The following is a 15,805-nucleotide window of genomic DNA, read 5'->3' on the forward strand; positions in this document are numbered from 1 at the left end:
GTAGCGTGCGAACTACCAACGGGTAACGATGGAGGGCACGCATGCGCGCGGCGAGGTTCGACCTGGAATCCGGGAAGTTCGGGCTGCACGAGATCGAGGTGCCCAAGCCGGGTCCGGGGCAGGTGCTGGTGAAGGTGGCCGCGGCGGGCGTGTGCCTTTCCGACGTGCACATCATCGACGGCAGCCTGTCCGGGTTCCGCACGCTGACCGGGCAGACGGTGATCACCCTGGGCCACGAGGTCGCCGGCACCATCGCCGAGGTCAGCGCGGACGTGCCCGATATCTGGCAGCCCGGCGCCCGGGTGGTCCTGGCCGCGGGCGATCGCTGCGGCTCCTGCCCGAACTGCCTGTTCCACACCGGTTTCTGCCTGCTGCCCCCCGCGCGTGGGGTCAGCTACGACGGCGGCTGGGCGGACTACCTGGTGACCAGTCACCGTTCGGTGGTGCCGCTGCCGGAGAACGTGCCCTTCGAGCAGGGGTCGATCATCCCGGACGCGGTGTCCACCCCGTATTCGGCGCTGCTGCACAAGGGCGAGCTGAAGGTGGGTCAGGCGGTCGGCCTGTGGGGCATCGGCGGGCTGGGCGTGCACGCGGTGCGGATCGCCCGGCTGGCAGGCGCGGCCCCGATCATCGCCTTCGACCCGCTGCCCCTGGCCCGCGAACGGGCCCTGGAGGCCGGCGCGGACTACGCCTTCGATCCGGCCGAGCCGGATGTGGCGGCCAAGGTCCGCGCGGCGACCGGGGGCCTCGGCCTGGACCTGGCGGTCGACCTGGTCGGCCACCCGGCCGCCCGCGCCGCCGCGGACGATCTGCTGGCCCCGCACGGCAAACTGGTCCTGGTCGGGATGACCCAGGCTCCGCTGCATCTGGAGCAGGCGGCCCGGTTCAACGCCGCCCAGCACCAGGTCCGCGGCGCCTGGGGCTCGGAGCCGAAGGACCTGCACACCCTGGTCCGCCTGGTCTCCACCGGCCGTCTCGACCTGTCCGGTTCGGTCACCGAGGTGCTTCCCCTGGACGAGGCTCCCGAGGCCGTGCACCGCCTGGCGAACAAGATCGGCAACCCGATCCGGATCGTGCTGAAACCCTGAGAGGTACCCGCTGTCCTGACCCACCACACGTGACCTTGGCGACACCGTGCAACGGCGGGCCGCGCTCCGGCGATGCCCCGATCGGCGGCGTGCGGGTGGCGGAGGTGTGTGGTGGGTCTGCGGGGACTTCTGCTGCGGCGGAATCAGCCGGAACCGACGATCATGAGTGCCATGCTGCACGGACCGAAGGTGCCGGACGCGTCCACGGTGCACCAGGTGCTCGACCTGGCCCTGCGCATCGGCGAACTGCAACTGGCCTGCGGCGCGGGCGCGGCTGACGTCACCGCGACCATGCTGGCCGTCACCAACGCCTATGGCCTGCCGACCACCGACGTCGACGTCACCTTCACCTCGATCACCGCCTGCTGCCACCGCGGCAACCTGGCCGCCCCCGTCACCACCACCCGGGTGGTGCGGGCCCGCAGCCTGGACTACACCCGGCTGTCCGCGCTGGAACAGCTGGTCCGGCGGATCACCGCGGGCGCCCTCACCGCCGATGAGGCCCTGACCGGCCTGGAAGCCGTCTCCACCGCCCCGCACCCCTACCCCCGCTGGGTGGCCACCCTGGCCTGGGCCGCGATGGCCGCCTCGGTGGCGGTGCTGCTGGGCGGCGGCCCACTGCTGGCCGGCATCGCCGCGTTCACCACGGCCCTGATCGACCGGGTCGGCCGGATCGTCAACCGCCTCGCGCTGCCGTTCTTCTTCCAGCAGGTGATCGGCGGCGTGCTGGCCATGGGCATGGCCCTGTCGGTGCACGCCCTCGACCCCGGCAGCCAACTGGTCCGGCCGTCCCTGGTGGTGGTCACCGGCATCATCGTGCTGCTCTCCGGCCTGTCCATCGTGGGCACCGTGCAGGACGCGATCACCGGCTACAACGTGACCGCCGCCGGGCGCGCCATGGAGGTCATGCTGATGACCGCGGGCCTGGTCATCGGCGTGCTGCTGGTCCTGCGCCTGGCCGTCTCCCAGGGCATGCACATCTCCATCGCCGAGCCCCCGCCCCCGCTGCTCGCCCACGTCCCCCTGATGATCGTGGCCGGCGGCCTGACCTCCTTCTGCTTCGCCTGGGCCAGCTACGCCACCCTGCGCGCCCTGTTCGTGGCGGGCCTGGCCGGCGCCGCGGGCACCGCGTCCTACGGCGTCCTCACCGTCCTGGGCACCGACCTCCTGGTCGCCTCCGCGGGCGCGGCCATCCTGATCGGTTTCGTCGGCGGCGTGATCTCCCGCCGCCTCCGCATCCCACCCCTGATCATCGCCGTCTCCGGCCTGACCCCCCTGCTGCCCGGCCTGACCACCTACCACGCCCTCTTCCAGCTCGCGGTAGAGCGCAACATCTCAGCCGGCGCCCAATCCCTGCTACTGGCAGCCGGAATCGGCCTGGCCCTGGCCGCAGGCGTAGTCCTGGGCGAGTTCCTGGCCCAACCGGTCCGCACCGGCCTCGGCCGCCTGGGCCGCACCCTCGCCGGCCCCCGCTTCTCCGGCCCCCTCCGCCCCACCGAAACCCCCCTCGACTAACCCCACCCCCACAGTGTTGGCCGAACCGGACGGCGTGTTGGCCGTTGTCGTACGCCACGTTGGCCGTTCCGGACCGCCGCCCGCCGACTTGGCCCAACTCGTACGCCCATTAGGCCCAACTCGCCGTACCACTTGGGCCAACTCGGCGTACGACAACGGCCAACACTCTGGGAAGGGGTCAGCGCTGGCGGAGTTCCCGGCGCAGGATCTTGCCGGAGAGGGCCCGGGGCACCGCGTCGATGAACTCCACTACCCGGATCTTCTTGTACGGCGCGACTTTGCCTGCCACGTACTCCAGCACGTCGTGCTCCCCCAACGATTCCTGCCCCGCGGCCCGCACCACGAACGCCTTGGGGACCTCCTCGCCCTCGGCGTCCCGAACCCCGATCACCGCCGCGTCCGCGATCCGCGGATCCGACAGCAGCACGGCCTCCAGTTCCGCGGGCGGCACCTGATACCCCTTGTACTTGATCAACTCCTTGAGCCGGTCCACGATGAAGAAGTTCCCTTCCTCATCCACCCGCCCGATATCCCCGGTGTGCAGCCACCCGTCCGCATCGATCATCGAGGCCGTGTCCGCGCCCCTGGCGAAATACCCCTTCATCACCTGCGGCCCACGGATCCAGAATTCCCCGGCCCCGCCCGCCGCGGCGTCTTCGCCAGTGGCGGGATCAATGATCCGGCACTCGGTGTTCGGGATCAGCTTGCCCACCGTGCCATCCGGCGGATTCATATCCGAGTCCGGAACCACATGCGACACCGGCGAAAGCTCGGTCATCCCGTACCCCTGCACCACCCGCACACCCAACCGCTCCGCGCACAGGTGCCCGGTGTCCGCGTCCAGGGGCGCCGCCGCGCACAACACCGCCCGCAACGCGGTCAGGTCGAACTTGTCGACCAGGGGATGCTTGGCCAGCGCCACCACGATCGGCGGCGCCACCGGCACCTTGGTCACCTTGTGCTCGGCCAACGCGGTGAGGAACAACTCCAGCTCGAACCGAGGCAGCACCACCACCGTCGTGCCGTAGTGCAGCGCGTGGTTGAGCAACACGGTGATCCCGTAGATGTGGAACATCGGCAGGATGGCCAGGATCCGATCATCCGGCCCGGTCGGCTGCATGCCACTGGACTGAGCCATGTTCGCCACGATGTTGCGATGCGTCAGCATGACGCCCTTGGCTTTTCCGGTGGTGCCACTGGAATACGGCATCACCGCCACATCCTCAGCCGGGTTGATCTCCACCTCCGGCACCGGCCCGTCGGTGGCCATCAGGTCCTGGATCGACCGGTGGCCTTCGGCGCTGTCGCACACGATCACGTGCTCTATCCCCGCAGCCTGGGCCGCGGGCACCGCGCGGTCCAGGAACAGCGAGATGGTGACCAGGAACTTCGCGCCGGAGTCGCGGAGCTGGCTGGTCAGTTCGTCCACGGTGTACAACGCGTTGACCGTGCTGACGATCGCGCCCAGGGTGGTGGTGGCGTAGAAGACCACCGGGTAGACGACGGTGTTGGGGCTGAACAACGCCAGCACGTCGCCCTTGCGTAATCCCGCTTCATGCAGCCCGGCGGCGAGTCTGCCGACCGAGGCGTCGAGCTGGGCGTAGCTCAACCGCGGCCCGTCCGGCCTGCTGCCGTCGATCACCGCCGGATGATCACCGCGGTCCCGTGCCCCGGCCAGCACGTAGGTGTGCACTGGCAGGTCGGGGATGTCGACGTCGGGGAACGGGCTGCGGTGGATCATGGGGACCTCCGGTGGGGCGTCGTTGCCTTATGCGCGTTCGTCGATCCTGGGGGTGCCGCGCGTTACCACCGTGTCAGTACGACTTGCCGAGGTCCAGGGTGTGCTGGGCGACGAAGTTGAGGATCATTTCCCGGCTGACCGGCGCGATCCGCCCGACCCTGGCCGCCCCGTACAGCGTGCCGACCCCGTATTCGGTGGACATCCCGTTGCCGCCATGGGTTTGCACGGCCGCGTCGACCGCGGCGATGGCGGCTTCGGCGGAGGCGTACTTGGCGATGTTGGCGGCCTCGGCGGCGGTGGGGTCGTCCTGGTCGTAGGCCCAGGCGGCACGCTGGGTGGCCAGCCTGGCCAGCTCGATCTCGATGTGCGCCTTGGCAAGCGGGTGCGAGACGGCCTGGTGGCCGCCGATCGGCGAGTCCCACACCTTGCGGGTGCGCGCGTAGTCGGCCGCCTTGCTCAACGCGTACCGCCCAATGCCGCAACCGTAGGCGGCCACGGTGATCCGCTCCGGGTTGAGTCCGGCGAACAGCGCGGCCAGTCCGGCGTCCTCCCCGCCCACCAAGGCATCCGCCGGCAGCTTGACGTCGTCGAAGAACAGGGTGAACTGCCGTTCCGGGGAGGTGATCTCCATCGGGATCGGCTGATAGGTGTAGCCGGGCGCGTCGGTGGGCACCACGAACAGCGCGGGCCGCAGCTTGCCGGTGCGCGCGTCCTCCAGGCGGGCCACCACCAGGGTCGCGTCGCTCTCGTCCACGCCGGAGATGTAGTACTTGCCGCCGGTCAGCCGCCAGCCGTCGCCGTCGGCGCGGGCGGTGGTGATGATCCGGTGCGAGTTGGAGCCCGCGTCGGGTTCGGTGATGGCGAAGGACATCTTCAGCGAGCCGTCGGCGAAACCGGGCAGCCAGTTCTTCTTCTGCTCCGGGGTGCCGGATTTGGCGATGACGGTGGCCGCGATCGCCGGTGAGACAACAAGAAGCAGCAACGGGCAGCCACCGGCGGCGAGTTCCTCGCAGACGATGGCGAGGTCGGTGATGCCGCCACCGCCACCGCCGTACTCCTCGGGCACAGCCACGCCGAGGTAGCCGAGTTGTCCGGCCTCGGCCCACAGTTCGGTGGTCTTCTCCCCGGCTTTCGCCTTGTCCACCCAGTAGCCGTGGCCGTACTTGGCGGCCAGCGCGGCCACCGAGGCCCGCAGCGCGCGCTGTTCGTCGGTCTCCCGGAAGTCCATGTCCGTCAGTCCTCCATCGGCTGTTGCTCGTTCGGGGCGGGTTCGATCACGGCGAGCACGGCCCCGGCCTCGACCTGGGCGCCCGCCGTCACGGCGAGTTCAGTGAGCACGCCATCGGCTGGCGAGCGCACCGGGTGCTGCATCTTCATCGCTTCCAGCACAAGAAGTTCCTGCCCGGCGCGCACGGTGCCGCCGAGTGTGGCGGTGACCGCGACGACGGTGCCGGGCATGGGGGCCAGCAGTGATCCTTCGGCGTGCGCGTCGCCGGGTTCGACGAAGCGCGGCAACCGGCGCAGTGCCACGCCGCCGAATGGCGAGTCCACGAACACCTGCTCGCCGTAGCGGGCCACATGCAGCTTCCGCCGCACACCGCCGAGTTCCACCACGACCGCCTCGGGCGCGGTGGACACCACGGTCACCTCGGGCAGATCCTCGGCGACAATCCCGTCTCTACCGAACCGGTACCGGACCTCGATTGTCCCTTGTGGACTGTCGTAGCCCTTGACCTGACCGGTCGAGTGCAGATTGCGCCAACCGCCGGGCACCGACGGCTGCACGCCCGCCCCGGCCCGGTTGGCCGCGGCCTCGGCCAGCGCTGCGGCCAGCGCCGAGATCCGGACCGCCTGCTCATCGGCAAGGGGTACGTCGAGTCCTTGCCGGGCAAGGAATCCGGTGTCGACCTTCCCCGCGCGGAAGTCCTCATCCCGCAGCACCCGGACCAGGAGATCCCGGTTGGTGGCCGGACCGTGCACGCGAGCGTCGGCGAGGGCCGCGGCGAGTCGGCGGGCGGCCTCGGCGCGAGTGGGCGCCCAGGCGATCACCTTGGCCAGCATGGGATCGTAGTGCGTGCTGATCACCGAGCCGTCCACCACCCCGGCGTCCAGGCGCAGTCCACGTTCGGCGGTCGCCCCGGTGAACTCACTGTCCACTCCGGACAGCGAGAACCGGTGCAGTGGACCGCTTCCGGGCCGCCAGTCCGCGGCCGGATCCTCGGCGTAGAGCCGGACCTCGATGGCGTGGCCGCGGGAGACCGGCGGTTGCGCGGGCAGCGGGGCGCCGTCGGCGATGGCGAGTTGCCAGGCCACCAGGTCGACGCCGAAGACCGCCTCGGTGACCGGATGCTCGACCTGGAGCCGGGTGTTGGTCTCCAGGAAGTAGAACTCGCCCTGATCGGAGACCATGAACTCCACGGTGCCCGCGCCCCGGTAACCGATGGCCTTGGCCGCCGCGACCGCCGCCGCGGACATCGCGTCCCGGAGTTTCTCGTCCACCGCGGGGGACGGGGATTCCTCCACGACCTTCTGGTAGCGGCGCTGCACCGAGCAGTCCCGCTCCCCCAGTGCCCACACGGTGCCGTGCGCATCGGCGAGCACCTGGATCTCCACGTGTCGCCCGTGTTCCAGGTAGGGCTCGCAGAACACGGTGCCGTCACCGAACGCGCTGGCCGCTTCGGCCCTGGCCGCCGCGACCGCTCCGGCCAGTTCTTCGGCGGCCCGCACGATCCGCATCCCGCGCCCACCACCACCGGCAGATGCCTTGACTAGCAACGGGAATCGAGTTCCCGCAACGTCCTCCGGACTCAGTTCGGGCAGCACCGGCACCCCGGCGTCGGCCATCAGTTTCTTGGCCTCCACCTTGGCGCCCATGGCTTCGATGGCCTCCGGCGGCGGCCCGATCCACACCAGTCCGGCGGCCAGCACCGCACGGGCGAAGCCGGCGTTCTCGGACAGGAAGCCGTAGCCGGGGTGCACGGCGTCCGCGCCACTACCGCGCGCGGCGGCGATCAGGGCGTCGGCCCGCAGGTAGGTCTCGCCGGGGGTCAGGCCAGGCAGCCGGACCGCGAGGTCGGCCTCGGTGACGTGCGGGGAATCGGCGTCGGCGTCGGAGAACACCGCCACCGTGCCGATGCCCAGCGTGGCACAGGTGCGGAACACGCGGCGGGCGATCTCGCCGCGGTTGGCGACCAGGACTCGGGTGATCACGTTGGTGGACCTCACATCCGGAAGACGCCGAAGTTCCTGGTGCCGCTGACTTGTGCACTGTGGATGGTCGAGAGACAGATGCCGAGCACGGTCCTGGTGTCCCTCGGGTCGATCACACCGTCGTCGTAGAGCCGCCCGGACAGGAACGGCGCCAGCGACTGCGCCTCGATCTGCCCTTCCACCATGGCCCGCAAGTTCTTGTCCGCCTCATCGTCGTACGGCGCGCCCTTGGCCATCGCGGCTTGTCTGGCCACAATGGACAGCACCCCGGCGAGCTGGGCCGGTCCCATCACCGCGGATTTGGCGTTGGGCCAGGTGAATAGGAACCGGGGATCGTAGGCCCGCCCGCACATGCCGTAGTTGCCCGCGCCGTAGGAGGCGCCCAGCACCACGGTCAGGTGCGGCACGGTGCTGTTGGACACCGCGTTGATCATCATCGCGCCGTGTTTGATGATCCCGGCCTGCTCGTACTCCTTGCCGACCATGTAGCCGGTGGTGTTCTGCAGGAAGATCAGCGGCACGTCGGCGGTGTTGGCGAGCTGGATGAACTGGGTGGCCTTCTGCGCCTCGGCGCTGAAGAGCACGCCGCGCGCGTTGGCCAGGATGCCCACCGGATAGCCGTGCAGGCTGGCCCACCCCGTCACCAGGCTGGTGCCGTAGCGGGGTTTGAACTCGTCGAACTCCGAGCCGTCCACCAGCCGCGCGATCACCTCCCGCGGGTCGAACGGCAACCGCAGGTCACTCGGCGCGATCCCGAGCAGATCCTCGGTGTCATAACGGGGTTCGACCACCGCCCGGCTCGGCCCAGGCCCGAGTTTGCGCCAGTTCAGCCGGGCCACGATGTCCCGGCCGATGCGCAGCGCGTCCCGTTCGTCCTCGGCGAGGTGGTCGGCGAGCCCGGAGACGGCGGCGTGCATTTCCGCGCCGCCCAGTTCCTCATCGTCGGATTCCTCGCCGGTGGCCATCTTCACCAGTGGCGGCCCGCCGAGGAAGACTTTGGCCTGCTGCTTGACCATCACCACGTGGTCGGACATGCCGGGGATGTAGGCGCCGCCGGCGGTGGAGTTGCCGAAGACCAGGGTGACCGTGGGCAGTCCGGCCGCGGAGGCCCTGGTGAGGTCGCGGAACATCCGCCCGCCGGGGATGAAGATCTCGCTCTGGCTGGGCAGGTCGGCGCCGCCGGATTCGACCAGGCTGAGCACGGGCAGCCGGTTGGCCACCGCGATATCCATGGCCCGGAAGGATTTCTTCAGCGTCCACGGGTTGCTGGCCCCGCCGCGCACGGTCGGGTCGTTGGCGGTGATCAGGCACTCGACGCCGTTGACCACGCCGATCCCGGCGACCAGGCTGGCCCCGACGGTGTAGTCGGTGCCCCAGGCGGCCAGTGGCGAGAGTTCCAGGAACGCGGTGTCCTCGTCGATGAGCAGTTCGATGCGTTCCCGGGGCAGCAGTTTGCCGCGTTTGTGGTGCCGGTCCACGTATTTGGCGCCGCCACCGGCGAGTGCCTTGGCGTGTTCGGTGTCCAGTGCGGCCAGTTTGGCCAGCATGGCCTCCCGGTTCGCCTGGTGCTCCGGCGCCGCGGTGTCCACTGTGGACTTCAGGACGGTCATGCCGTGTACCCCAATCGCCGCGCGGCCAGATCGGCGAGCACCTCGCTGGCCCCGCCGCCGATGCCCAGGATGCGCGCGTCCCGGTAGTGCCGTTCCACCTCGGCCTCCCGCATGTATCCGAATCCGCCGTGCAGTTGCACCGCGGCGTCCACCACGTGCGAACACGCGGCCACGGCGGCGTTCTTGGCCAGGCACACCTCGGCCACCACTTCCTGTCCGGCGGCGGCGCGGGCCGCGACCGAGCGGGTGTAGGTGCGGGCCAGTTCGATCCGTTGTGTCATCTCGACCAGTTGATGCCGCACCACCTGCCTGCTGACCAGTGGCCGACCGAAGGTCTCACGGGCCTTGACCCACTGCACGCTGAGGTCCAAACACCGTTGTGCGGTGGCATAAGCCTGTACGGCCAGGGTGATCCGCTCGTGCTGGAACTGCCGCATCAGCTCGGCGAAGCCGGCGTTCTCCGCCCCGACCAGGTTGGCCACCGGCACCCGCGCGTCCACAAAGGACAGTTCAGCGGTGTCCGAGCAGTGCCAGCCCAGTTTCTCCAGCCGCCTGCTCACGGTGAACCCGGGTGTGCCGCGTTCCACCACCAGGAGGCTGACCCCGCCGTACCCGGCCTCGCCGGTGCGCACCGCGGTGGTGACGAAGTCGGCCCGCGCGCCGGAGGTGATGTAGGTCTTGGCCCCGTTCACCACAAAATGATCGCCATCCCGCACCGCGACGGTGCGCAGCGCGGCCACATCCGACCCGCCGTCGGGTTCGGTGACCCCCAGCGAGCCGATCTTCTCCCCGGCCAGGGTGGGTCGCACGAACCGGTCGATCAGCTCCGGGCCACCGGCGGCGACGATGTGCGGCAACGCGATGCCGTGGGTGAACAGGGCGGCGAGCAGTCCGGAGGAGCCGCCTGCCTGGAGCACTTCCTCGTTGACCACCACCATGTCCAGGAGGTCGCCGCCGCTGCCGCCGACCTCCTCCGGGAAACCAATGCCCAGCAACCCGATCCCGGCGGCGGCCCGGTGCAGTGCGCGCGGCACTTCGCCGTCGCGTTCCCACTGGGACAGCTGCGGCACGGCCTCGCGCTGCGTGAACTTGCGCACGGTCTCCCGCAGCGTTCGCCGCTCGGGTGTCTCGAAGGGGTCCAGGATCTCGCTCACCACAACACCTCCGGCACTTCCACGACTCGGGCCCGCAGCCATTCGCCCAGGGCCTTGGCCTGGGGGTCGAACCTGGTCGAGGAGGCCACACCGTCCCCGAGCAGGCCGCGGATGACGAAGTTCACCGCGCGCAGGTTCGGCAGCGCGTGCCGCTGCACGGTCAGTTCGGCGCATTCCGGCAGCAGTTCCTTGAGCCGATCCATGGTCAGGTGGTGGAACAGCCACCGGTAGGCGGGTTCGGAGCGGACCCACACGCCGAGGTTGGCGTCCCCGCCCTTGTCCCCGGACCGGGCCCCGGCGATCCGCCCGAGCGGCCCGCGCCGGGTGGGCTCATGTCCGCCGAAGGGCACAGGATCGTTGCCCGCCAAGGGTTGCACCGGTCCGGCGGTGGTCACCGGGGGCTCCTCGACCTCGATCCGGGTCCCGTCCGGGAGCACCGCGAGCTGCCGGACCTCGGCGCGGTCGACGTAGGCGGCCGAGTACACCCCGAACGGCGTGCCGTCGCCGGGTGGCGCGGTGACGTGGAATCCGGGGTAGGAGGCCAGCGCGAGTTCGATGGCCGACCGGGAGAACGCCTTGACCCGCTTGGGGTCGGTGTCCTTGATGGTGGCGTGCAGCAGGGCGCTGGCGGTCTCCTCGGTGTCCGCGTCGGCCCGGTCGGTGCGGGCCAGGGTCCAGGTCAGGCCGTCCGCGCCGAGGGCGTCCTCCAGCTGGGTCCGCACCAGGTCGGCCTTGCGCTGCACGTCGAGTCCACAGAGGACGAACGTGGTGGAGTTGCGGAAGCCGCCCAGCCGGTTCAGGCACACCTTCAGCCGTTCCGGCGGCGCGACCCCGGTGACCCCGTGGATCCGCACCCGGTCCGGCCCGGCGTCCTCAAGCTGGATGGTGTCGAACCGGGTGGTGACGTCCGGGCCGGGGTAGGCCGGTTCGGCGATCTCGTAGAGCAGTTGCGCGGTCACGGTGTCCACGGTGACCGCGCCACCGGTGCCAGGGTGTTTGGTGATCACCGAGCTGCCGTCGGCGGCGATCTCGGCGATCGGGAACCCGGGCCGCCGCGGATCGTCGAGATCGGCGAAGAAGGCGAAGTTGCCCCCGGTGGCCTGGGTTCCGCATTCCAGGACGTGCCCGGCCACGGTGGCCCCGGCCAGAGCGTCCCAGTCCTGGCGGTCCCAGCCGAAGTGCGCGGCCGCGGGCCCGACCACCAGGGAGGCGTCGGTGACCCGTCCGGTGACCACCACATCGGCCCCGGCGCGCAGGCAGTCCGCGATGCCCCAGGCGCCGAGGTAGGCGTTGGCGGTCAACGGTTCGCCGAAGCCCAGCTCCGCGGCCCGCTCGCGCAGATCGTCGCCTTCGACGTGCCCGACCCGCACGGCCAGTCCCAGCCGCTCGGCCAAGGTCCGCAGCGCCGCGGCCAGCCCGGCCGGGTTGAGGCCACCGGCGTTGGTGACGATCTTGACCCCGCGTTCCAGGGCCACCCCGAGGCACTCCTCCAGCTGTCGCGGGAAGGTGCGCGCGTAGCCGAGCGCGGGGTCCTTGAGCCGGTCCCGGCCCAGGATCAGCATGGTCAGTTCGGCAAGATAGTCGCCGGTGAGGATATGCAGTTCGCCGTCATATAGCTGCTCGCGCAGCGCGCTGAACCGGTCGCCGTAGAAGCCGGAGGCGTTCCCGATCCGCAGCACCCCGTCAGGCATCGAACTGCCCGGGTTCGCGGTCGGCTCCGGGCGGTCCGGCGAAGGCCTGCGCGATGCTCATCCACTTCGTCGCGACCGCGCCGGTGACGGTGAGCCCCAGGTCGTCGGGGTGCCGGCGGCGCACCACGTGCAGGCAGAAGTCCAGTGCGTCCCCGCTGACCCGGTCCGCCGCGTCCGGCGGTCCCCACTCCCAGCGGTCCCCGTCCGGCCCGACCAGCTCCACCCGGACCGGTGTCTCCGGCGCGGGCTCGCCACGCGAGACGAACGCGAAGCCCATGGTCCGCACGCCCAGGTGCGCGATGTGCCGCAACCGGTGGGTCGGCACTCGCCGTACGCCCAGTGCGTCGGCCACGTCCTGGCCGTGCGCCCAGGTCTCCATGATCCGCGCGGTGGCCATCGAGGTGGACTTCATCGGCGGCCCGAACCAGGGAATCCGCGCGTCAGCCGGTACCGCCGCCAGTGCCGCCCGCAGCGCGGCCCGCCCGTCCCGCCACCGCCCGAGCAGCGATTCCGGCGCCTCGCCAACGCCCTCGTTGGCCCCGTCCTCCACATAGGACAGTGGATTGGCCGCCTTGGCCGCTTCGAGGAACCCGGCCGGATCGGTGGCCGCCTGGATGGCCTGCCGGTCCGTCCACGCCAGATGCGCCAGCTGGTGCGCGATGCTCCAGCCCGCCGCCGGGGTGGGTGTGGCCAGTCCAGCCGCGTCCAGCCCGGCGACCAGGGCGTCCAGGTCACCTCCCTCGGCGTCGAGATCCGCCAGCAAGCCCGCCACCGCGCTCATCCCCGCTCCCCTCGCAACGCCTCGTCCAGCATCGCCGCCCACTGCCGCACGATCCGCTTGCGCCGACGGCTGTCGTCGGTGAGCAGATTCGCCAGCGCCAGTCCGCGGATCAGGTCCAAAGTCGCCTGCACCGCCTCGCGCACCCCGGTCTGCGTCTCGTCCACCCGCAGCAGTTCCAGGGCCAGCCGGTGCGTTTCCCGGCCCAGCCGGGTCTGCAACGGCAGCACCAGCTCACGCAGTTCGGCGTCGGTGCGCGCGACCACCCACAGCTCCAGGGCCGCGGTGAACAGCGGGCTGGCGTAGAAGTCGGCCAGCAGCTCCACCACGGCCACGGTGTGCCCGCCGCCGCTGGAGGCGGTCGCGGCCTGGGCCCGCAGCTGCTCGACGCCGAGCGCGCCCACGTGCTCCACCGCGGCGGCGACCAGTTCGCCCCTGGTCCGGAAGTGGTGCAGTTGCGCGCCCCGGGATACCCCGGCCCGCTGCGCCACCAAGGTGGTCGTCGTCCCGGCCCAGCCCCGCTCCACCAGGCAGTCCACGGTCGCCACCATCAGCTTCCGTCGGGTCTCCCGGCTCCGGTCGGCCTGCCGCTGCCTGGAGGGCGCGCTCATGCCGCAGAGCATCCCGCTCAACTAACAAACAGTCAAGCCTGCTTGTTAATTGAGCAGGCCACCTTCCCGCCCACTCGCCCGTGACCCGCATCACAGTCAATCCCGCTTGCCGAATCGAATCGTACGCCGTACCGTACACCATACGAGCGAGGCGGTACTTCGCCTGCCCGCAGCAAGGCCGGACTGAGCAGTACAAGAAGGAGCGCCAGTGACCGAAACCCATGTCCTCCCCACCGACGGAGCCGGATACGTCCCCACCAGCGAGGACGTGGCGAGCGTGCTCGCCTGGTTCGCCGAGTACGACGGCGCCGCGGCCGAGGTCCAGGTCGAGCGGATGGCCGACATGGCGTTGTTCCCGATCAACGTGGTCAGCACCGACGCCGACGGCAACGCCTCGGCTGCGGCCTGGACCAGGGAGGTCTTCGTCGAGAAGTGGACCGAGATCCTCGGCGGCGGCCAGGACGTGCAGACCACCTCGGTGCGCACCCCGCATTTCCTCAGCAAGGACCTGGTGTTCGTGATCAGCGACGCCACGTTCACCGTGGGCGGGCACAGCCAGACCGTGCGCTACGGCGACCTGCTGGGCCGGGTCGGCGGGCGCTGGCTGTTCCAGACCATGGTGCAGGGCGGCTGGGGCGAGCAGTAACGAATGCAGGCGCCAGGACGGGTCCGGCATCCCCTTCGGGCCCGTCGTGGCGCACACTGCACTGGTGATCACCGTTGCGCTCAACCAGAACGCGGTCGCGGCGCTGCGCGGCCCCGGACTGCGCACCACCGCGCTGCCGAGTGAGCCGCTGCACGCGTCACTGCACACGGCGGTCATCGAACCCGGACTGGCGCGGCTCTCCGGCGCGCTGGTCTTCGCCGCACTCGCCGGCTCCGGCATCCCGGCCGGTCCTGATCTGACCGGCCGGGAGTGCCTGGCGAACAAGCTGCACCTGAGCTACCACCTGCCGGTCTCCACCGGGGTGCCCGACGACGGCAGCGAACCCGATGTGGAGGAGAGCGATCAGCGGCTGATGCTGCGCCAGGGCATCCTGCTCGGCTTCGCCGTGTGCGAACTGGCCGCGAACCTGCCGGAACCGGTGCCGGTTCGCTCGATCGTGTCGGTCAGCCGCAGTGCGGGAACTTTCCGGTTCCACCAGATCCGCGACGGCGAGCAGTGGCTGACCGAGGATCTGGACGGCTACCGGACCGAGCGGATCGCCGCCGTCGACCTGCGCCCCGTTCCCGCGCCATGAGCGATATCGACTTCTACGCCGACCTGGTGGCCACCGGCGCGGTGCTCGGCGCCGACCGGCACTGGACCCCGGCCGAGCTGGACGAACTCTTCGACGCGGACAACCGCGAGTACGTCGAGGCGGTCTCCACCGAGGCACTCAACCTGGACTACGGGCTGCTGGAGTACTTCTGGGAACGCGAGTCCCGCCGCGGCGCGCCCTGGCACGGGGTGCACCTGAGCGCGCAGGTGCACCGGCTGGCCATCGGCTTCGGCGACACCCCCGCGCTGCTGCGGGAGAACTACGGCGCCTTCGAGCCGAACCCGTCCTTCGCCGACCTGCGCGCCGAACTCCAGCGCCGCGACGTCCCCCTGCTCGACCTGCCCCAGGAAATGCCGGCGCACCGCTCCTACTGGCAGCCGGACAGCCAGGCCGTGGTGATCGAGATCGTCGGCCAGGAGGAGTTCGTCACCTCCCCCACCGAGGAGATCGGCTCGATCAGCGGCATCTCCGCCCCCGGCCTGCTGCACAACCTGCCGAGGGCCCGCTTCGACGCGCTCAAGCAGTCCCTCAACCACCTGGCCACCGCCGAGGACGCCGAGCGCACCCGCTGGCTCGACCAGCGCGACCCCGCTCCCGACCAGGAGCGGGCCGAGTGGTGGCGATCGCGGCTGACCGTGTTCGCGATCAAGCTCGGCTGGCGGGAGAGCGCCGAGGCGGTGTGGGTGCCGCTGTACCTGTGGTTCGCCGACCAGGCCGTCCGCCGAGGCGCGCTGGACCCCGCCGAGGTGGCCCGCCGAGTCGCCGAGTCCGCGGCCCGGCTGGAGCTGTACGGCCACAACGGCGCCGAGGACCGCCCCCGCCTGCTGCCCGCCGCGGAGGACCTGACCACCACCCTGCTCGCCGGGGTGCCCCTGGACCGGGTCGACGCCGAACAGCGCTGGGGCGTGCCCGGCCTGCACGGCACCGAGGTCCGCCCGCTGCTGCGGTCCCGGCAGCTGGTGGAGACCGCGGCCCGGCTGCGCCCGTTCCTGCGCGACCCGGCGGTCATCGCCGAGCTGGGCGAGTGGCTGCGGGTATGGCCGGAATTCGGCCGGTCCGCTGGCCTGCTGGAAATGCGGAGTGACTGACCTCCACTACCCTGTCGAAAGGCCTTAACCACGCCGATTTCCCTCTGTACCTACTGG

Annotated in this window: 13 protein-coding genes; 5 read left to right on the forward strand and 8 right to left on the reverse strand. The window is 70.7% G+C overall.

Annotated features, from left to right (window positions below):
* Positions 1–41: 41 nt before the first annotated feature.
* Both ACTOWY_RS00990 and ACTOWY_RS00995 read left to right on the forward strand, forming a co-directional pair.
* A complete protein-coding gene (locus ACTOWY_RS00990) occupies positions 42–1,088 on the forward strand; it encodes a zinc-binding dehydrogenase (protein WP_441307689.1) in 1,047 nt (348 codons plus the stop codon).
* A gap of 171 nt (positions 1,089–1,259) precedes the next feature.
* The gene (locus ACTOWY_RS00995) at positions 1,260–2,603 is read left to right on the forward strand and encodes a threonine/serine ThrE exporter family protein (RefSeq protein ID WP_441307690.1); all 1,344 of its coding nucleotides are present in this window, start codon (positions 1,260–1,262) and stop codon (positions 2,601–2,603) included.
* Positions 2,604–2,781: 178 nt separating this feature from the next.
* On the opposite strand, the gene ACTOWY_RS01000 is transcribed toward ACTOWY_RS00995, so the two are convergent.
* The 8 genes from ACTOWY_RS01000 to ACTOWY_RS01035 form a co-directional block, all read right to left on the reverse strand.
* A complete protein-coding gene (locus tag ACTOWY_RS01000) occupies positions 2,782–4,344 on the reverse strand; it encodes an AMP-binding protein (protein WP_441307691.1) in 1,563 nt (520 codons plus the stop codon).
* A 73-nt stretch (positions 4,345–4,417) separates the two neighbouring features.
* Positions 4,418–5,572: an acyl-CoA dehydrogenase family protein gene (locus ACTOWY_RS01005; protein ID WP_441307692.1), complete on the reverse strand. Its 1,155-nt coding sequence runs from the start codon at positions 5,570–5,572 to the stop codon at positions 4,418–4,420.
* A 5-nt stretch (positions 5,573–5,577) separates the two neighbouring features.
* Complete coding sequence (locus ACTOWY_RS01010) at positions 5,578–7,554, reverse strand: ATP-binding protein (protein ID WP_441307693.1); 1,977 nt, start codon at positions 7,552–7,554, stop codon at positions 5,578–5,580.
* Between the two features lie 11 nt (positions 7,555–7,565).
* Positions 7,566–9,164, reverse strand: a complete 1,599-nt coding sequence (locus tag ACTOWY_RS01015) for an acyl-CoA carboxylase subunit beta (protein WP_441307694.1) — start codon at positions 9,162–9,164, stop codon at positions 7,566–7,568.
* Positions 9,161–10,309: an acyl-CoA dehydrogenase family protein gene (locus ACTOWY_RS01020; protein WP_441307957.1), complete on the reverse strand. Its 1,149-nt coding sequence runs from the start codon at positions 10,307–10,309 to the stop codon at positions 9,161–9,163. The genes ACTOWY_RS01015 and ACTOWY_RS01020 overlap by 4 nt, the downstream gene beginning before the upstream one ends.
* A 5-nt stretch (positions 10,310–10,314) precedes the next feature.
* On the reverse strand, positions 10,315–12,009 hold the full coding sequence (locus tag ACTOWY_RS01025; RefSeq protein WP_441307695.1) for an acyclic terpene utilization AtuA family protein: 1,695 nt from the start codon (positions 12,007–12,009) through the stop codon (positions 10,315–10,317).
* Positions 12,002–12,790, reverse strand: coding sequence for a TIGR03084 family metal-binding protein (locus ACTOWY_RS01030; RefSeq protein WP_441307696.1), 789 nt, complete (start codon positions 12,788–12,790; stop codon positions 12,002–12,004). Before ACTOWY_RS01030 ends, ACTOWY_RS01025 begins: the two co-directional genes overlap by 8 nt.
* Positions 12,787–13,398: a TetR/AcrR family transcriptional regulator gene (locus ACTOWY_RS01035; RefSeq protein ID WP_441307697.1), complete on the reverse strand. Its 612-nt coding sequence runs from the start codon at positions 13,396–13,398 to the stop codon at positions 12,787–12,789. Before ACTOWY_RS01035 ends, ACTOWY_RS01030 begins: the two co-directional genes overlap by 4 nt.
* A 208-nt stretch (positions 13,399–13,606) precedes the next feature.
* On the opposite strand from ACTOWY_RS01035, the gene ACTOWY_RS01040 reads away from it, so the two are divergent.
* The 3 genes from ACTOWY_RS01040 (at position 13,607) to ACTOWY_RS01050 (ending at position 15,748) form a co-directional block, all read left to right on the forward strand.
* Positions 13,607–14,044 (forward strand): nuclear transport factor 2 family protein, encoded by a 438-nt coding sequence (locus tag ACTOWY_RS01040; protein ID WP_441307698.1) that lies wholly within the window; start codon positions 13,607–13,609, stop codon positions 14,042–14,044.
* 64 nt (positions 14,045–14,108) lie between these two features.
* Positions 14,109–14,639 (forward strand): hypothetical protein, encoded by a 531-nt coding sequence (locus ACTOWY_RS01045; protein WP_441307699.1) that lies wholly within the window; start codon positions 14,109–14,111, stop codon positions 14,637–14,639.
* Positions 14,636–15,748 carry a hypothetical protein gene (locus ACTOWY_RS01050; RefSeq protein ID WP_441307700.1) on the forward strand — a complete coding sequence of 371 codons (1,113 nt, stop codon included), beginning with the start codon at positions 14,636–14,638 and terminating at the stop codon, positions 15,746–15,748. Before ACTOWY_RS01045 ends, ACTOWY_RS01050 begins: the two co-directional genes overlap by 4 nt.
* The last annotated feature ends 57 nt before the right edge of the window (positions 15,749–15,805 follow it).

The sequence above is a fragment of the Crossiella sp. CA198 genome (assembly GCF_052078295.1).
In the GTDB taxonomy this organism is placed as follows: domain Bacteria; phylum Actinomycetota; class Actinomycetes; order Mycobacteriales; family Pseudonocardiaceae; genus Crossiella.